This is a genomic window from Azospirillum oryzae, from assembly GCF_900177515.1.
GTDB classification, from domain to species: domain Bacteria; phylum Pseudomonadota; class Alphaproteobacteria; order Azospirillales; family Azospirillaceae; genus Azospirillum; species Azospirillum oryzae_A.
Map to the genome: position 1 here is coordinate 563636 of NZ_FXAK01000002.1, position 18307 is coordinate 581942.

Here is an 18307-nt window from a genome sequence, read left to right on the forward strand (position 1 = left end):
CCGAAGCCTCTGACGGGTCAGACGGCGCCCTGCGACCGCGCTTCGCGCAGACAGTCGGCCGGCTTGGCCTCACGGAGACAGTCAGCCTTCGCGGCCTCACGGAGGCAATCGGCAGTCTTCGCTTCGCGCAGGCAATCGGCCTTCGCGGCCTCACGGAGGCAGTCGGCAGTCTTCGCTTCGCGCAGGCAATCGGCCTTCGCGGCCTCACGGAGGCAGTCGGCGGTCTTCGCCTCACGCAGGCAATCGGCCTTCACGGCCTCACGGAGGCAGTCGGCCGGCTTGGCTTCACGCAGGCAATCGGCTTGCGCGGCTTCGCGCAGACAATCCGCGGCCTTCGCTTCGCGCAGGCAATCGGCCTTCGCGGCCTCACGCAGGCAGTCGGCAGTCTTCGCTTCCCGCAGGCAGTCCGCCTTTGCGGCCTCGCGCAGGCAATCGGCCCCGGCGAACAGGCGGGCGCTGTCGGTGCGGGCGGCGGCCATGCGCTCGGCCGGAACGGCGACGCCGTTGTGATGCAGGTATTCGCCATAGACCGCCTCGCAGAAGCGGAAATAGGCGCGGGTGTCGGCGACGATGAACTCGTGCCACAGATCGTCGCAGGCGGCGGATTGCGGGACGATGTCGCGATCCGGATGCTCGGCGCAGGCCAGCAGGAAGTCCTTCAGCTGGGCCAGGGCGATCCCGGACGTGCTGCGGGTCATGCCTGCGGCGACGGCGCGTTCGACCACATAGCCGAAGTCGAAGCCGGCGATGATGTCACGGGCACGGGTGGTGTCGGTCGGGGTGGCGCCGCGCATGAAATCCTCCGAGGTTGCTTTTTCGCCCTTGGACGGGGTTGCAGGAATGTCCATGGGCACCGCCCGATTGTTGTGCCACAGCACAGCCGGATATGTGAGATAATTTTGGTACTAAATATCCGCTGCCCGGAGGATGTCCGCAATTGGTCAGGTCTTATGCGGAGAGGCGGTGTCGAGCGGAAGCGCTGCCGCCGGCCGTCCGGCCGTCATCTGCTCCACCAGAACCGACAGCCGGTCCGGCATGATCGGCTTGGCGGCCACGGTGACGCCCATCGCCGCCGCGCGCGCCGTCACCGCGCCGTCCAACCGGCCGGAGATCAGCACCGCCGGGATGCGCAGCCCCAGCCGCCGCCAAACCGTCTCGATGAAGTCCAGGCCGTTCTCGCTGGCCGACAGGTGGTAATCGGCGATCACCGCGTCGGGGCGGACGGTGCCGTCCTCCACCGCGCGCAGCCCTTGCGCAACCGTGGAGGCGCCGACGACGCGGTGTCCCGCCGTGGTGAGGAACATCGAAATGGCCGACAGCACGAACTGGTCGTCGTCGATCACCAGGATCGCGATCTCGCCGTCCTTCGCCGGCGCATCGGCCAGCGTCGCGACCGCCGCACGCTCGGCAGGAGCGGGGGCAGGGGCAGGAGCGGGGGCAGGAAATGGGGCAGCCGCAAGGGGTGCCGGCTCGTCCACCGCCCCTCCGGCAAGCTCCACCGGCGCCAGCGGCACGGTGACCGAGAAGACCGACCCCTTGCCCGGCGTGGAGCGCACCTTGACCGGATGGTCCAGCACCGTGGCCAGCCGCTGGACGATCGACAGGCCGAGCCCGATGCCGTTGTCGCGGTTGCGTTCCGGGTTGCCGATCTGGTGGAACTCCTCCCAGATGGCATCCAGCCGGTCCTCGGGGATGCCGATGCCGGTGTCCCGCACCTCGACGATCAGGCTGCCGCCCGATTCCAGGCAGGCGACCTGAACCTGACCGGAATTCGTGTAGCGGATCGCGTTGTCGATCAGGTTGCCCAGCAGCCGCAGCAACAGCACCCGGTCGGTCAGCACCGCCGCGCGATGCTGCGGCACGGCGAAGACCAGCCCCTTGCCGCGGGCGACCGGGCCATACTGCGAATCCAGCGCCTCGAACAGGTCGGCGACCTCATGCACCGCCTTGTTGGCGGTGACGCCGCCGGCATCCAGCCGCGACACCTCCAGCAGTTCGTCCAGCAGCTGCTTCAGCGTCATCACCACCTGTTCGATCTTGCGCGCGGAGTCCGCCACCTTCGGATTGGGGGCGGTGGCGCGCAGCATGGCGGTCAGCATCAGCAGCGATTGGGCCGGCTGGCGCAGGTCGTGGCTGGCGGCGGCCATGAACTTGGCCTTCGACGCCACCGCCTGCTCCGCCCGCTCCTTGGCGGCGCGCAGGTCGATGGCGTTCTGGCGGAAGGTGCCGAGCGCTTTCGCCATCCGTCCGATCTCGTCGTCGCGGTGGCGCACCGGCACGGTCACCGTCACGTCGCCGGCCGCCAGATCGTCCATGGCGCGGGTCATGCCGGCGATGGGCAGCGTCACGCCGCGCGTCGCCCAGATCACGCCCAGCACCACCAGCAGAAGCGCCGCGATGCCGATCCCGCCCAGCACCAGCACATGGTGGCGGATGGCGTCGTCGGTCGGCCCGGTGTCCAGCCTGACCAGCAGGGTGCCGATGCTGCGGGCGGCGCCGCTGCGGTCCTGGTGGGTCAGCGGCACCGCCGCCACCGTGGCGGTATCCTCCGCGCCGATGCTGGTGCCCGGCTTGCGGTAGACGGCGAAGCGTTCGCCGTGCGTGCCCATGATCACCGCTTCGGCGAAGCTGTCGATCGAGCGCAGCGGGCTCAGCGCCGTCGCCGCCTCTTCGGGGTCGAGGTCCCACAGCGCGTTCGTCACGTCGTCCAGCACGATGCGGGTCGCCATCTCCGCCCGGATGGCCAGCTCGGCCCGGGTGTTCCGCACATCGGCCTGGATCAGCACGATCATCGGCACGGCGACCAGCACCGACACCAGCAACACCGCCGATGCCGTCGTTCGGGCGACCAGGCTCCGTGAGAAGATCTTCAAGAACATGCCGAAGCCACCGAGAACAAGACGACCACGAACAACTCGCCGCGCCATCCTAGCCGAACCGCCGGGCAAACACGACAGCCACGTAACGCCGCCGGTCAAGCCGCCATCATCGGTAGTAGTAGGAAAAAAGGCGGTATGACTGTTTCGAATCGTTTCTTCTTCTTGTTCGATTGCCTGTGTAGAAATTCGCGTCGAGCCGGGGGAGCGGGGAGGGCGGAGGAATGGGAACAGGCATCGTCATCGCCCTGACGCACGGCATCGGCCTGCTGGCGCTGGTCCTGCTGGCCTACCGCCATGTGCTGCGGCGCTTCGGAGCCCGCCGCCGGCCCTTCGCGCTGCTCTCCGGCCTGCTGTTCGGGGCCGCCGCCGCCATCTCCATGCTGGACGCCTACCCGGTGGCGGGCGGGGTGCTGATCGACCTGCGCAACGCGATGATCGGGCTGGCCGGGCTGTTCGGCGGCCTGCCGGCGGCGCTGCTGTCGGCCGCCATCGCCGGCGCGGTGCGGCTGTGGCTGGGCGGTGTCGGCCTGCCGACCGGCCTCGCCGGCATCCTGCTGACCGCCCTGGTCGCGCCGCTGCTGGCAAAGCCGATGGAGCGCCGCGCCGCCGCACAAGACCGCAACGGCAAGGGGAGCGGCAAAGGCGCCTTCGGCTTCGGCCTGCTGTCGCTGTTCGGCTTGGCGATCACGCCGCTGACCCTGCTGGCCTTCCTGCTGCTGCCCGACCTCGACCTCGCCCTGCGGGTGATGGAGGAGGCGGCGCTGCCGCTGATCGCCTTCACCACGCTGGGCATCGGCCTGCTCGGCACCATGCTGGCGCGGGAGCACCGCCGCATCACCGACGAAGCCGCGCTGGACGAGAGCGCCGCCCTGTTCCGCGCCGTCTTCGACAGCTCCGCCGACTGCCTCGCCGTCCTGCGCGTCACCGCCGACGGCGGCTTCACCCTGCACTGCGCCAACGCCGCCGCCCTGCGCCTGATGGGCGACCGCGCCCAGCAGGCGGAGGGCCAGCCGCTCGACCGCCTGCTGCCGCCGGACCTCGCCGCCAAGGCGATGGCCGACCTGCAATCCTGCATCGACGCCGGCGCCCCCACCCGCTTCGAGGAGCAGCACACCCACAACGGCGTCACCCGCTGGTGGGAGGTGTCGCAGGTGCCGATCCGCGACGACAGCGGCGCCATCGTCATGCTGTCGGTCGGCGCCCGCGACATCACCCGCCGGCACGAGGCCGAACGCGCGATCCGCGCCAGCGAGGCGCGCTATCGCCTTCTCGCCCGCAGCGTCACCGACATCATCGGCCGCATCGGCCTGGACGGCGTGCGCCGCTTCTGTTCGGAGGCGACGCGCGACAGCCTGGGCAGCCCGCCGGCCGAGCTGATCGGCCGCCCGCTGGTCGAGCGCGTCCACCCCGACGACCGCGACGCCCTTGCCGCCGGCCTTGCCCGCCTGACCCCCGACCGCCCGACCCTGAAGACCACCTATCGCCTGCGCCATGCCGACGGCCGCTGGATCTGGATCGAAGCGGCGGTGCGGCTGGTCACCGACGACTGGGGCGCCCCGCAGGATTACGTCAGCGTCGAGCGCGACGTCACCGCCCGCAAGATCATGGAGGCGGAGCTGCAGGACGCCCGCCACGCCGCCGAATCGGCCAGCCGCAGCAAGACCGAGTTCCTGGCGAGCCTGAGCCACGAGCTGCGCACGCCGATGAACGCCGTGATCGGCTTCGCCGACCTGATCGCGCGGGAGTCGGAGGGGCCGGTCGGCACCGCCCATTACCGCGACTTCGCCGTCAACATCCGCGACAGCGGCCAGCATCTGCTGGAGCTGATCAACGAGATCCTCGACAATGTCCGCGCCGAATCCGGCCAGCTGACCCTCGACGACGACCCGGTCGACCTCGACGCCGCCGCCACCTTCGCCATCCGCCTGCTGACCCCGCGCGCCGCCCGCGCCGGCATCGCCCTCTCGGCAAGTGTGGAGCCCGCCGCCCGCCACATGCGCGGCGACGAGCGGCGCATCCGCCAGATCCTGCTGAACCTGCTGTCGAACGCGGTGAAATACACCCCCTCCGGCGGCACGGTGTCGCTGACCGCCGCACCCGCCCCGGACGGCGGCCTGCTGCTGGAGGTGCGCGACAACGGCGTCGGCATCCCCGAACAGGATCTGGGCCGCGTCCTGCAGGCCTATACCCGCGTCGACAGCCCGGAGAACCGCCAGACCGAGGGCGCCGGCCTCGGCCTGCCGCTGACCCGCCGTCTGGTGGAACTGCATGGCGGCACGCTGACCCTGGCCAGCCGGGTGGGGCAGGGCACCACCGTCACCATCCATTTCCCGCCCGACCGCGCGGCCCCCGAGGGCGCCCCCCCGCCCGCCGGCACCCATCTGCCCGCCGCGCAGCGCCCCGCCCCCCGGCCCACCCTGTCGATCCTGATGGTGGAGGACGACCACAACATCCGGGAGCATGGCTGCGCCCTGCTGCGCAGCTGGGGCCACCGGGTGACCGCCGCGTCGGGGGCCGGCGAGGCCCTGCTGGTGCTGCGCGGTCCGGAGCCGCTGGACCTGCTGTTCAGCGACATCGTGATGCCGCCGGGCATGAACGGGGCGGAGCTGGCGCGCGAGGCGCGTCGCCTGCGCCCCGACCTGCCGGTCCTGCTGGCCTCCGGCTTCGCCGCCCATGCGGTGGTGGCCGACGACGTGGCGATGGGCGGCTACGACCTGATCGCCAAGCCCTATGACGCGGTGGAGCTGCGCGAGCGCCTGGACCGCCTGCGCCCGCCACCCCCGCCCGCCACCCTCCCGTCCTCCGCCCCGGCCCCGGTGCCGCCCCCGGAGTTGCCGGCGGAGCCGCCCGCCGGGTCGGCCCCCCGCTCGGCCCCCCAGTCGGCAGCCGAGCCGCCCCCGCCCCCCGTCGCCGCACTGCCTCCCCCGCCGCCCGCCGAGCCCGCCCCGCCCGCGTCGTCACCCGCGCTCCCGGCGACCCCGGCGACGGAGTCCCTGCGCATCCTGGTGGTGGAGGATGTGGAGATGAACCGCCTTCTGGCCGTCACCCTGCTGAAGCAGGCCGGCCACAGCGTCGCGGCGGTGGCGGACGGCGCCCAGGCGGTGGAGGCGGTTGGCCGCGAGCGGTTCGACGCCATCCTGATGGACATCAACATGCCGGTGATGGACGGCCTGGAGGCGACGCGCGCCATCCGCGCCATGCCCGGCCCGGAATCCCGCGTCGCCATCGTGGCGTTGACCGCCAACACCTTCCCGGACGACATCGCCCAATGCTACGAGGCCGGCATGGACTGCCATGTGCCGAAGCCGATCGACCGCGTGCAACTGCTGACCGAAGTCACCCGCTGCGTCGCGTCGCGGAGGGCGGTGGAGGCGATGGGGTAGGGGGCGGTGACGTCTGCTCGGGGTCGGAAGCTGCAACTCACCTCGCTGACATAAGGCCGTTGGGAATCTGTCAATGTCAGATTAATCGCAGCAATGTGTTGACAATGTCAGGATCTTTCCCCATCCTTCTGTCATGGGAGGTTGCCATGACCGATGGACCGTTCAGAAATTCGGAGTTGAGCCGTCAATGGAAACGGTATGGCGAGGACCTTGTCAGCGACGCTGCAAGTCCAGACGAGCGGGCCAAGAAGGCACTTCACAGTATGTTCGGCGACGTAGATTTGGAAGAATTTAGCAATCTGCTGCGAGAACTCAATCATTATGCGCAGAGTCAGCAAATGGATTTATATCCATCCAGCGGAGTTGAAGATATATTCGAAAGAAATCCCAATTCAACATTGATCAATTATTTCTATAGGGAGCTATTTTCAGAGTTAAAAGAGCAAAGCAACCTTCAAATAGCTTTGGACAAGGCGCTCGTCAGCACCGCTAAGGATTGGATCAAAATCGCCAAAGATCGAATAGACGATGAGTGCATTTGCGCACGCGATCTCGGCAACATGACGCGCGAAGATTACCGTAAAGCAATTTTGCGTAATCAAGAGGCTTTCTCCCAAATCAATCCAAATGATTTTTGCGGCGCTTTGATTGCGGGAAATAAGCGAACGATCTCGCATGCATTGAAAAAGAAGAGTGGCGTAGACGAAGGACCGGATGAATGAATATCGATATGAAATTGCAAGGAGCGCACGTCAAGAATTTGCGCGTTATAGAAAGTGGGCAAAAGTTAGGGTCTTCGTCTTTAAAAGATACCGCAATAGCTGAAATAGGTAGAGAAATTTCATTTGATACCGAAGCGTTGAATGCCTTTGATATAAGGGGGTGTCAGCCGCACCACTATGATTTACTAGTACTCAGTGCTGCTATTGAGTTCGCTGACCGTAAATGGAAAAGGCCGAAAAGTTGGGTTCGTAACTTCCACGTGACAATTCCGGTAGTTGACTTGGCAAATTGGCGGCGACCACTCGTAATTAATACCCTTGAGAGGGTATTAAAGCACCTGACTTGTGACTTGTGGCAATTTAACTTCGTGCAGGCAAAGAGTCTTTCGCCTATCGGTTCGCGCCAAATTCATTTCGACTTCGGAAAAAATAAGGCCTTAGCTATTGCCTACAGTGATGGTCTGGATTCTAGAGCTGTCTCGGCTCTCTGTGGCGATATAAATGAAGTCCTTTGTATTCGAGTCGCTAAAAAGCGCCAACGCCGTAAAGAAGGTGATAGTCCTTTCTCTCAGCTCCCGTTCGAGGTCAAAGGTCATCGGGGCGAGGAAAGCAGTTTTCGGTCGCGCGGATTCCAGTTCGCAGCGGTAACGGCGATAGCATCACAGCTTGCGAACGTGGAACGCATCGTAGTTCCTGAGAGTGGCCAAGGCGCACTTAGTCCGGTGTTGGCGCCTCTGTATGTAACTTACCCGGATTATCGCAACCATCCCACCTTCTTTCGTAAGATGGAGCAGTTCATCGCTGCGGTGCTGGGGCACCGGGTTAAGTTTGAGCAGCCGCGCTTGTGGTTTACAAAAGGTCAGACGCTGCGCGAGTTTTTGGGTCTTCAGGGGAAAACCTCGAAGCATCTGGAGAGCACCCGTTCTTGTTGGCAGAAGCGCAGAGTGGTCAATGTGCCTGGCAAAAAACAATGTGGGCTTTGCGCAGCCTGCTTGCTAAGACGGCTTAGCCTTCACGCCGCTGGTGTCAACGACGCACCTAACAATTATGTAGTGTCGAACCTTGGCGCTTCCGACGTGATCAAGGCTCTAGATTCAGTTTCCCGGAAGGCTGATAGAGAACTCATGATCAATTATGGAAGTGTGGGTGCGCGCCATTTCCAGAAACTCGCTAACATGGCAAACTGGACTGATGATGATCTTCGAGTACATGTCTCAGAAATATCGACGGCTCTGGGGGCTGATTACAAGGAAACTCTAAAGAACCTAAGATCTCTGTTGGCAACGCATGCGGAAGAATGGCACTCATTTGTCGCTGTGCAGGGAAGGGACAGCTTTTTGATGAGTTGGACGCAGGGGGAGCGTTATGGCTGATTTGAACGAGCTAAGCGCACAAGAAATTGGCCGACGCCTTAAACTCGCACGCGAGAATGCAGGTATTCGACAGGAAGATGCCGCGCAAATCATCGGAATGTCACGACCGACCCTTGTGTCTATTGAGAAGGGCATGCGCCGAGTGCGCATCCAAGAAATCCAGATACTTGCCCGCCATTATGGAATATCGGTGAACGCCCTTCTGCGTCGTGAGGCAGTTCACACCGACTTAATGCCTCGCTTCCGTAAATTGCAGGATGCGGAAGACAAAGATTCAACTGAAGCCATTCGGCAATTCAACGATTTGATCAAAGCGGACGTCGAATTGGAGAATACGCTTGGCATCGAGCGCCGGAGAAACTACCCACCGGAACGCGGTATTAACGAGGGCGACGTTATATCTCTTGCTGAGAAGCATGCCAAGGAACTCCGTGACTGGATAGGAATTGGTGTGGGACCAATTGCAGATATATTTTCTGTTATCGATTCGGGGCTTGGTATTAGATTGTACCAGCGCCGTCTTTCCCCAAATTCAAAGATCGCAGGGCTATTCACTTATGATGAAGCGGTTGGAGCATGCATTTTCTTGAATGCTAACCATCCGTTGCCACGACGAGTTCAGTCAGCTGCGCACGAACTCGGCCACTTTTATGGCACTCGCCATAACCCGGAAGTTCTTGAAGAGCATGAAAATTTTCTGTCGCGTGATGAACGCTATGCAAACGCATTCGGCCGCGCATTCCTGGCGCCGGCGGAGAGCTTCGCCGATAGCTTCCGTCAACTGAAGGCGATTACCGGGAAAATAACCCGGCGGCTAATCGTTCTCCTATCTCAGCAGTACAATATCTCTCGGCAAGCGTGTACTCTTCGTTTGGAAGATTTGGGGCTTGCTAAGAAAGGAACCTGGGCATGGTTCGAAAACAACGGCGGCATCACTGAAGAGCATGTTCGAGAGGTGTTGGGTGAAATGGCAAACCGCCCCGATCCTGCAAAACACGATGCGGATCGCGTTATATCCCAACGCATGAGCCTAATGGCGCACGCTGCCTGGAAGAGAGAGCTTCTGTCCGAAGGCCAGTTAGCGGAACTGCTGAGGGTCGGGAGAGTCGAAATGCGTCGCATTATCGACCAAATCGAGCTTGAGGAAAGAGAAACGGATGGGTTACTCAAGCTTCCTGAATGATAACCGAGAGTCGCTCGTGCTGGATACCAGCGTTCTCATTAACCTACGCGCCTGCACGCAAGGCGGGCGCGTTCTTGCATCGTTACCCAACAACATTCTCGTACCACAGATCGTGGCTGGCGAATTGGAGCACGAGTCGAGCGTTAGAAATGGGGACATTTCCTTTCTGCATGAAGTTGCAGAAAGAGGCATTGTAGAGATTACCGAATTAACTGATGAAGAGTACGATATATTTTATAATTTAACTTCTTTATCTCCGTCCTTAGATGATGGCGAGGCTGCCACTATTGCCGTTGCAATGTCGAGAAACAATCTTCCGGTAATCGACGAGCGAAAAGGGCGATCCCGTGCTAGTTGCCTTATGAATGGACGAGAGCCAATATGGTCTCTAGATCTGTTCCGCCATCCATTTTTCATAGATTCTCTTGGTGATCAAGCAGTTGAAGTGCTTTACCTTGCATTGCGTGATGGCCGAATGAGAATCCCATCTGCAAGCGCAGACATGGTCATTGCGTTATTAGGAATTGAGCGTTCGATTGACTGCACTTCCCTTCCGGGTTACCGGGAACGATTTTCTGTAAGTGAGCGGCGCCCAGACGTCAATGAAGCGCGACTTTCTATTCGACGGGATGATTAGTAGGGTGCATGGGGTAAACTTGCCGTAAAAGATAATAATGTGTCTTTTCCATAGTGGCTCCCATCTCTAGAAAGACGCGCCATAGCGACTGGGCTGCATTGGAATACCACCGCACGTTACGAACCTGTTTGCGCCCCCCATTTCCCAAAACCTCCCCACCACAGGACCAAAATCCCATACCCTCTCCGCAATGCCCACTCATTCGCGGAGCCGCCCCATGCCCCTCGACAGCCGCACCCTCGCCCCCGACGCTCTTGGCGACCGTTTCCCCTGCTGGGCGGAGGAGCCGCCGGTGCCCGCCGAAGGCTCGCTGGTGCCTGGATCGCAGTTCCACGAGGAGCAATGGATCATGGCCGCCGGCATGCTGGCGCGCGGCAGCAGCTTCCTCCATGTCTCCCGCGCCATGGGCTGCAGCCGCACCACGCTCTGGCGCGCCTATTACGGATCACAGGATTTCCGTCACAGGGTGTGGTGGGAACGGCAGGCGCTGAACCGCGAGGCCGAGCTGCGCCTGTCCTCGCTGCGCATCCTCGTCGCCGAGCAGATCGAGCGGCTGGTCTCCTCCGGCGATCCGGCGACGGTGCGCTGGCTGGCCGAGCGGCTCGGCCTCTTCGCCGGCCTCGACATGGCCGCACCCAAGCGGCAAGCCCCGCAAGCCGACCGCCGGCTCGATCCTCAGCCCGCCCCCAAGGACGCGGCCGAACCCGCCCCCAAGCCTGCCCCAAAACCTGAAGATTCCCCCGCCGTCACCGTCCCCGAACTGGACGACGACCTCCCCGGCGCGTTGCGCGAGCGCATGCCGCCCGACCCGCGCGCCGTCGCCGCCATCCTGGCCCGGCCGGAGGGCGAGGGGCCCCAGGGCGTCTTCCCCTGGACCGTCAACCGGCACGAGCCTTACCCCAACCTCACCCCCGGCCCGGTCAGCCGCCGCGCCGCCGGTCCCGTCTCCCCGTGCCGGTAGCGGCCCCGCCGGCCGATGGAACATCCGCCGGATCCTGTTCCACCCTGTTCCATCCTCCGCCGGCCCCCACCGGATCGCCCCACCGGCGGGCTTGATCGGGCGGCCGATCTGTCCGACCCTGCGGGTCCGTTGGAACAGTGAGGATCACGCGATGACCGCCTTCACCTGCGTGCTCGACGCCCGTGCCAAGCTGGGGGAGGGGCCGGTCTGGTCGGTGGACGAACAGGCGCTCTATTGGGTCGACATCAAGGGCCGGGCGCTGAACCGCTTCGATCCCGCCACCGGCGCCAACCGCGTCACCCAGTTGCCGGAGGAGATCGGCTGCGTCGCCCCGCGCAAGGGCGGCGGCTTCATCGCCGGCCTGCGCTCCGGCCTGTGGCAGCTGGACGGGGAGGGGGGATTGGTCGCCTGTCTCGCCGCCAATCCGGAGGACCAGGGCGCCAGCCGCTTCAACGACGGCAAGACCGATCCCGCCGGCCGCTATCTCGCCGGCACGCTGGACGAGCCGAAGGCCGGCGGCAAGGCGCATCTCTACCGTTATGACCGGCGCGGGCTGGCGGTGCTGGCCGGCGGGCTGCTGACCTCCAACGGCCTCGCTTTCAGCCCGGACGGGCGGACGCTCTATCACGCCGACACGCCGACCTTCACCGTCCGCCGCTACCGCTACGACCCGGCCACCGGCGCGATCTCCGACGGCGAGGTCTTCATCCGGCTGGAGCCGAAGGAGGGCGACCGCGGCCGGCCGGACGGCGCGGCGGTGGATGCGGAGGGCTGCTATTGGACGGCGCTCTATGAGGGCGGGCGGGTCGCGCGCTTCTCCCCCGATGGCCGCCTGCTGTCGGAACACCCGCTGCCGGCGCGCTGCCCGACCATGGTGGCCTTCGGCGGTCCCGACCTGCGCACCCTCTACGTCACCACCGCCAGCGCCGGCCGCCCGGCCGAGGAGCTGGAGCGCTTCCCGCAGTCCGGCGGCCTGTTCGCCATGCCGGTGGAGGTGCCGGGCCTGCCGGTGCCGCCCTTCGACCCGGCGGCCTGAGCATGTTCCGCAAGTTCGTCTATCTGCTGGCTCTGTCCCGCGAAAAGCATTTCGGCCGCGCGGCGGAGAGCTGCCACGTCTCGCAGCCCACCCTCTCCAACGCCATCCGCCAGCTGGAGGAGGAGCTTCAGGTCCCCATCGTCGAGCGCGGCCAGAAGTTCGAAGGCTTCACGCCGGAGGGGCTGAAGGTGCTGGAATACGCCCGCCGCATCGTCGGCGAGCGCGACAACCTGCGCCACGAGCTGCTGGCTCTCGCCCAGGGCGTCACCGGCCATCTGCGGCTCGGCGCCATTCCCACCGCCCTGCCGGCGGTGCCGCATGTGCTGGCGCCCTTCGCCACGCGATACCCGCACATCCGTTCCAGCATCGTCTCGCTCAGTTCGCGCGAGATTCAGCGCGGCCTCGACGAATTCGAACTCGACGCCGCCATCACCTATCTCGACAACGAGCCGCTGAACAACGTCCGCACCCTGCCGCTCTACACCGAGCGCTATTACCTGCTGGCGCGGCGCGACGAGTTGCCGGAGGAACTGGTCGCCCAGGGGGCGGCGCAGTGGGAGAAGGCGGCCGAGCTGCGGCTCTGCCTGCTGACCCCAGACATGCAGAACCGCCGCATCGCCGACACCGCCTTCCGCATGACCGGCCGGACGGTGCAGGCGGCGACGGAGACCAACTCCATCGTCACCCTCTACACCATCGTCCGCACCGGCAGCTGCGCCAGCATCGTCCCCGGCCAGCTGCTGACCTTCGTGCCGCCCCACCCGGACATCGTCGCCCTGCCGCTGGTCGATCCGGAGCTGAGCCACGTCGTCGGCCTCGCCTACGCCGACCGCGACCCGCCGCCGCCGCTGGCAAGGGCGCTGGCGGTGGCGGCATCCGACGCCGACATCGCCCAGCGCATGGCGATCAGCGTCGCCGAAGCGATGATCCCCTGGCGGGTGGCGATCCGCTGACGGGCCGTTCCTGATAGCCAAAAGCTATCAGCCCATCGGAAAATACAATTTGCTGGCATACCGTATCCTCCGACACTCTGACGGTGCCGGGCGCTGAGAGACGCCCGGAAAAAGCCAACAGAGCCAAGCCAGAACGACGCCGACCCCAAGCGCGGCGCGGACGATCGCAAGGAGGGACACCCGTGAACGCAAGCCATCCGTGGAGCGCTGAGCGCGCCATGACGATTGTCGAAGACAATCGGCATCTGCGCGGCGCCCTGCTGCCGATCCTTCACGCGCTGCAGGAGGAATTCGGCTATATCGACGAACAGGCCATCCCCCTGCTGGCGACGGAGCTGAACCTCTCGCGCGCCGACGTGCATGGCGTCGTCTCCTTCTATCACGAATTCCGCCGCGAAAAGCCCGGCCGCCACATCATCAAGGTCTGCCGGGCCGAGGCCTGCCAGTCGATGGGCGCCAACGCGCTGGTCGACCACATCAAGAAGCGCCTGCAGGTCGATTTTCACGGCACCACCGCCGACGGCGCCTTCACCCTGGAACCGGTCTTCTGCCTCGGCAACTGCGCCCTGTCCCCCGCCGTCATGATCGACGAGAACCTGCACGGCCGCGTCTCCCCCGACCGCTTCGACGAACTGGCCACCGAAACCCGGACCAACCCGACTGCCCACCAGCAAATCCCCCGCGCCCCCAGCCATTCCCATAAGGGTCACGCGCAATGAGCGGCCATCTGATCACCGTCTTCGTCCCGCGCGATTCCGCAGCCCTGTCGGTCGGCGCCGACGCCGTGGCCGCCGCCATCCGGGCCGAGGCCGCCAAGCGCGACCTGCCGCTGCGCATCGTCCGCAACGGCTCGCGCGGCATGCTCTACCTGGAACCGCTGGTCGAGGTGGAAACCCCGGAAGGCCGCGTTGCCTACGGCCCGGTCACCGCCGCCGACGTGCCCGGCCTGTTCGACGCCGGCTTCCTGACCGGCGGCGAGCATGCGCTCGGCCACGGCCTGACTGAGGAAATCCCCTACTTCAAGAAGCAGGAGCGGCTGACCTTCGCCCGCTGCGGCATCATCGATCCGCTGTCGGTGGAAGACTACCGCGCCCATGGCGGCTTCCGCGGGCTGGAGAACGCGCTGGCGATGTCCCAGGCGGAGATCGTCAAGGTCGTCACCGACAGCGGCCTGCGCGGCCGCGGTGGCGCCGGCTTCCCCACCGGCATCAAGTGGAACACGGTGATGCAGGCCAAGGCGGACGAGAAGTTCGTCTGCTGCAATGCCGACGAGGGCGACAGCGGCACCTTCGCCGACCGCATGATCATCGAAGGCGACCCCTTCTGCCTGATCGAGGGCATGACCATCGCCGCCATCGCGGTGGGCGCGACCTCCGGCTATGTCTACATGCGCTCGGAATACCCGCACGCCACCGCGATCCTGCGCCACGCCATCAAGCTGGCCTATGACGAGGGCTGGCTCGGCGACAACATCCACGGCACCGACCGCACCTTCCATCTCGACGTCCGCGTCGGCGCCGGCGCCTACATCTGCGGCGAAGAGACGGCGATGCTGGAGAGCCTGGAGGGCAAGCGCGGCATGGTGCGCGCCAAGCCGCCGCTGCCGGCACTGGAGGGTCTGTTCGGCAAGCCGACGGTGGTCAACAACGTGCTGTCGCTCTGCTCGGTGCCGATCATCCTCGACAAGGGCGGCGAGTATTACCGCGACTTCGGCGTCGGCCGGTCGCGCGGCACGCTGCCCTTCCAGCTCGCCGGCAACATCAAGAACGGCGGCATCGTCGAGAAGGCCTTCGGCATCACCCTGCACGAGCTGCTCTACGAGTATGGCGGTGGCACCATCACCGGCCGGCCGATCCGCGCCGTGCAGGTCGGCGGGCCGCTCGGCGCCTACCTCCCGCCCTCGCAGTTCGACCTGCCCAAGGATTACGAAGCCTTCGCGGCGCAGGAGGCGATGGTCGGCCATGGCGGCATCGTCGTCTTCGACGACAGCGTCGACATGGCCCAGCAGGCGCGCTTCGCCATGGAGTTCTGCGTCGCCGAGTCCTGCGGCAAATGCACCCCCTGCCGCATCGGCTCGACCCGCGGGATGGAGACGCTGGACAAGATCATCGCCGGCAAGAATGTCGACGCGAACTTGGAACTGCTCGCCGACCTCTGCGACGTGATGGTGGACGGCTCGCTCTGCGCCATGGGCGGCATGACGCCCTATCCGGTGCGCAGCGCCGTGAAGCACTTCCCGGAAGACTTCCGGAAAAAAGCCCCGGCAGTCCGCGTCACCCACATCGCCGCCGAATAACGAGCGACCCAGGAGCACCCGAGATGACCCTCATCCACGAGACCGACTACGGCACCCCCGCCCGCGTCTCCGAGACCCTGGTGACGCTGGAGATCGACGGCCGCAGCATCACCGTTCCCGAAGGCACCTCCGTGATGCGCGCCGCGATGGACGCCGGCATCACCGTGCCGAAGCTGTGCGCCACCGACAGCCTGGAGCCCTTCGGCTCCTGCCGCCTCTGCGCGGTGGAGATCGAGGGGCGCCGCGGCACCCCGGCCTCCTGCACCACCCCCGTCGCCCCCGGCATGAAGGTCCACACACAGACCGACAAGCTGGCCAAGCTGCGCCGTGGCGTGATGGAGCTGTACATCTCCGACCACCCGCTGGACTGCCTGACCTGCGCCGCCAACGGCGATTGCGAGTTGCAGGACATGGCGGGTGCCGTCGGCCTGCGCAACGTCCGGTACGGTTTCGACGGCGAAAACCATCGCGCCGCCGCGAAGGACGAGAGCAACCCCTATTTCACCTTCGACGCGTCGAAGTGCATCGTCTGCTCGCGCTGCGTCCGCGCCTGCCAGGAGACCCAGGGCACCTTCGCACTGACCATCGACAGCCGCGGCTTCGCCTCGTCGGTGTCGGCGGGTGCGAAGGAAAGCTTCATGGACAGCGAGTGCGTGTCCTGCGGCGCCTGCGTCCAGGCCTGCCCGACCGCGACCCTGACCGAAAAGTCGATCATCGAGCACGGCCAGCCCGAGCACAGCGTCATCACCACCTGCGCCTATTGCGGCGTCGGCTGCTCCTTCAAGGCGGAGATGCAGGGCACCACGGTGGTCCGCATGACCCCCTGGAAGAATGGCGGCGCCAACGAGGGCCATAGCTGCGTCAAGGGCCGCTTCGCCTGGGGCTACGCCACCCACAAGGACCGCATCATGAAGCCGATGGTGCGCGAGAAGATCACCGACCCGTGGCGTGAGGTGTCGTGGGAGGAGGCGATCGCCTATGCCGCCGAGCGGCTGAAGGCGGTGCAGGCCAAGTACGGCCGGGGCTCCATCGGCGGCATCACCTCGTCGCGCTGCACCAACGAGGAGGTCTATGTCGTCCAGAAGATGATCCGGGCCGCCTTCGGCACCAACAACATCGACACTTGCGCCCGCGTCTGCCATTCGCCGACCGGCTACGGCCTGTCGCAGACCTTCGGCACCTCGGCCGGCACCCAGGATTTCCGCAGCGTCGACAAGTCCGACGTCATCCTGGTCATCGGCGCCAACCCGACCGACGGCCACCCGGTGTTCGGTTCGCGCATGAAGAAGCGGCTGCGCGCCGGCGCCAAGCTGATCGTCATCGACCCGCGCCGCATCGATCTGGTGCGCAGCCCGCACGTCCAGGCCGAATACCATCTCCAGCTCCAGCCCGGCACCAACGTCGCCGTGGTCAACGCCATCGCCCACACCATCGTCACCGAGGGGCTGGTGAACCGCTCTTTCGTCGAGGAGCGCTGCGACCCGAAGGAGTTCGCGAAGTGGGAGGCGTTCATCGCCGAGCACCGCAACTCGCCGGAATATCTGGAATCGCGCACCGGCGTTCCGGCCGATCAGGTCCGTGCCGCCGCCCGCCTCTACGCCACCGGCGGCAACGCCGCGATCTATTACGGCCTGGGCGTGACCGAGCACAGCCAGGGCTCCAGCACGGTGATGGCGATCGCCAACCTCGCGATGGCGACCGGCAACATCGGCCGCGAGGGCGTCGGCGTGAACCCGCTGCGCGGCCAGAACAACGTGCAGGGCTCCTGCGACATGGGCTCCTTCCCGCACGAGCTGCCGGGCTACCGCCACGTGTCGGACGACCTCGTCCGCCAGGAGTTCGAAGCCGCCTGGGGCGTCACGCTGGATCCGGAACCGGGCCTGCGCATCCCCAACATGTTCGACAGCGCCCATGACGGCAGCTTCCGCGGCCTGTTCGTGCAGGGCGAGGACATCGTCCAGTCCGACCCCAACACCACCCACGTCACCTCGGCGCTGGAATCGCTGGACATCGTCATCGTCCAGGACCTGTTCCTGAACGAGACCGCGGCCTTCGCCCACGTCTTCTTCCCCGGCACCTCCTTCCTGGAAAAGGACGGCACCTTCACCAACGCCGAGCGCCGCATCAACCGCGTCCGCAAGGCGATGCCGTCCAAGGTGGGCAAGGACGAGCATTGGGTCGCCTGCGCCCTGGCGACGGCGATGGGCTACCCGATGCATTACGAGACCACGTCGGAGATCATGGACGAGATCGCCCGGCTGACCCCGACCTTCCGCGGCGTCAGCTTCGAGAAGCTCGACCGCGTCGGCAGCGTCCAGTGGCCCTGCACCGGCTTCGAGGATGACGACACCGGCATGGCGATCATGCATGGCGAGACCTTCGCCCGCGGTCTCGGCCGCTTCATGATCACCGAATATGTGCCGACCGATGAGCGGACCACGCGGATGTATCCGCTGGTGCTGACCACCGGCCGCATCCTCGCCCACTACAATGTCGGCGCCCAGACCCGGCGCACCGCCAACGTGGCTTGGCATCCTGAGGATGTGCTGGAGATCAACGCGGTGGATGCCGAGATCCGCGGCGTCAAGGACGGCGACATGGTCTCTCTCGCTAGCCGCATGGGGGCGACCACGCTGCGCGCGGTCATCTCCGACCGCATGCCGGCCGGCGTCGTCTACACCACCTTCCACCATCCGGTGACCGGCGCCAACGTCATCACCACGGAGAATTCGGACTGGGCGACCAACTGCCCCGAATACAAGGTGACGGCGGTGCAGGTCACCCGCAGCAACCAGCCGTCCGACTGGCAGGTCGACTACGCGAAGAACGACGTCGAGCGCAAGCGCATCGCCGCCGCCGACGTCCTCGCTGCCGAATGACGCCC

At 65.4% G+C, this 18307-nt stretch carries 13 protein-coding genes; 11 read left to right on the forward strand and 2 right to left on the reverse strand.

Annotated features, from left to right (window positions below):
• Positions 1-17: 17 nt before the first annotated feature.
• Together B9N97_RS05595 and B9N97_RS05600 are read right to left on the reverse strand one after the other, a co-directional pair.
• Positions 18-794 carry a glycine-rich domain-containing protein gene (locus tag B9N97_RS05595; protein WP_208621146.1) on the reverse strand — a complete coding sequence of 259 codons (777 nt, stop codon included), beginning with the start codon at positions 792-794 and terminating at the stop codon, positions 18-20.
• 147 nt (positions 795-941) lie between these two features.
• A complete protein-coding gene (locus B9N97_RS05600) occupies positions 942-2879 on the reverse strand; it encodes an ATP-binding response regulator (protein ID WP_244560566.1) in 1938 nt (645 codons plus the stop codon).
• Between the two features lie 221 nt (positions 2880-3100).
• Between B9N97_RS05600 and B9N97_RS05605 the strand changes: the two genes are divergently transcribed.
• From B9N97_RS05605 to fdhF, 11 genes are all read left to right on the forward strand, one after another.
• Positions 3101-6262, forward strand: coding sequence for a response regulator (locus B9N97_RS05605; RefSeq protein ID WP_085084174.1), 3162 nt, complete (start codon positions 3101-3103; stop codon positions 6260-6262).
• A gap of 146 nt (positions 6263-6408) precedes the next feature.
• The gene (locus B9N97_RS05610) at positions 6409-6984 is read left to right on the forward strand and encodes a hypothetical protein (RefSeq protein ID WP_085084176.1); all 576 of its coding nucleotides are present in this window, start codon (positions 6409-6411) and stop codon (positions 6982-6984) included.
• Positions 6981-8357 carry a 7-cyano-7-deazaguanine synthase gene (locus B9N97_RS05615; protein WP_085084178.1) on the forward strand — a complete coding sequence of 459 codons (1377 nt, stop codon included), beginning with the start codon at positions 6981-6983 and terminating at the stop codon, positions 8355-8357. The genes B9N97_RS05610 and B9N97_RS05615 overlap by 4 nt, the downstream gene beginning before the upstream one ends.
• On the forward strand, positions 8350-9540 hold the full coding sequence (locus tag B9N97_RS05620) for a helix-turn-helix domain-containing protein (protein WP_085084180.1): 1191 nt from the start codon (positions 8350-8352) through the stop codon (positions 9538-9540). Before B9N97_RS05615 ends, B9N97_RS05620 begins: the two co-directional genes overlap by 8 nt.
• Positions 9541-9556: 16 nt before the next feature.
• Positions 9557-10177, forward strand: a complete 621-nt coding sequence (locus tag B9N97_RS05625) for a DNA-binding protein (protein WP_244560567.1) — start codon at positions 9557-9559, stop codon at positions 10175-10177.
• A 217-nt stretch (positions 10178-10394) separates the two neighbouring features.
• A complete protein-coding gene (locus B9N97_RS05630) occupies positions 10395-11138 on the forward strand; it encodes a hypothetical protein (protein WP_085084184.1) in 744 nt (247 codons plus the stop codon).
• Positions 11139-11289: 151 nt separating this feature from the next.
• Positions 11290-12174, forward strand: coding sequence for an SMP-30/gluconolactonase/LRE family protein (locus tag B9N97_RS05635; RefSeq protein ID WP_085084186.1), 885 nt, complete (start codon positions 11290-11292; stop codon positions 12172-12174).
• A 2-nt stretch (positions 12175-12176) separates the two neighbouring features.
• On the forward strand, positions 12177-13127 hold the full coding sequence (locus tag B9N97_RS05640) for a LysR family transcriptional regulator (RefSeq protein ID WP_085084188.1): 951 nt from the start codon (positions 12177-12179) through the stop codon (positions 13125-13127).
• Between the two features lie 182 nt (positions 13128-13309).
• Complete coding sequence (locus B9N97_RS05645; RefSeq protein WP_085084190.1) at positions 13310-13846, forward strand: formate dehydrogenase subunit gamma; 537 nt, start codon at positions 13310-13312, stop codon at positions 13844-13846.
• Complete coding sequence (locus B9N97_RS05650) at positions 13843-15423, forward strand: formate dehydrogenase beta subunit (RefSeq protein WP_085084192.1); 1581 nt, start codon at positions 13843-13845, stop codon at positions 15421-15423. Before B9N97_RS05645 ends, B9N97_RS05650 begins: the two co-directional genes overlap by 4 nt.
• 23 nt (positions 15424-15446) lie before the next feature.
• Complete coding sequence (fdhF, locus tag B9N97_RS05655; RefSeq protein WP_085084194.1) at positions 15447-18302, forward strand: formate dehydrogenase subunit alpha; 2856 nt, start codon at positions 15447-15449, stop codon at positions 18300-18302.
• The last annotated feature ends 5 nt before the right edge of the window (positions 18303-18307 follow it).

What these genes read in the sequence shown, in the direction of transcription:
- B9N97_RS05635 (WP_085084186.1), top strand. Translation starts at nt 11,290, where the DNA reads ATGACCGCCTTCACCTGCGTGCTCGACGCCCGTGCCAAGCTGGGGGAG.
- B9N97_RS05640 (WP_085084188.1), top strand. Translation starts at nt 12,177, where the DNA reads ATGTTCCGCAAGTTCGTCTATCTGCTGGCTCTGTCCCGCGAAAAGCAT.
- fdhF (WP_085084194.1), top strand. Translation starts at nt 15,447, where the DNA reads ATGACCCTCATCCACGAGACCGACTACGGCACCCCCGCCCGCGTCTCC.
- B9N97_RS05630 (WP_085084184.1), top strand. Translation starts at nt 10,395, where the DNA reads ATGCCCCTCGACAGCCGCACCCTCGCCCCCGACGCTCTTGGCGACCGT.
- B9N97_RS05605 (WP_085084174.1), top strand. Translation starts at nt 3,101, where the DNA reads ATGGGAACAGGCATCGTCATCGCCCTGACGCACGGCATCGGCCTGCTG.
- B9N97_RS05615 (WP_085084178.1), top strand. Translation starts at nt 6,981, where the DNA reads ATGAATATCGATATGAAATTGCAAGGAGCGCACGTCAAGAATTTGCGC.
- B9N97_RS05650 (WP_085084192.1), top strand. Translation starts at nt 13,843, where the DNA reads ATGAGCGGCCATCTGATCACCGTCTTCGTCCCGCGCGATTCCGCAGCC.
- B9N97_RS05610 (WP_085084176.1), top strand. Translation starts at nt 6,409, where the DNA reads ATGACCGATGGACCGTTCAGAAATTCGGAGTTGAGCCGTCAATGGAAA.
- B9N97_RS05595 (WP_208621146.1), bottom strand. Translation starts at nt 794, where the DNA reads ATGCGCGGCGCCACCCCGACCGACACCACCCGTGCCCGTGACATCATC.
- B9N97_RS05620 (WP_085084180.1), top strand. Translation starts at nt 8,350, where the DNA reads ATGGCTGATTTGAACGAGCTAAGCGCACAAGAAATTGGCCGACGCCTT.
- B9N97_RS05600 (WP_244560566.1), bottom strand. Translation starts at nt 2,879, where the DNA reads ATGTTCTTGAAGATCTTCTCACGGAGCCTGGTCGCCCGAACGACGGCA.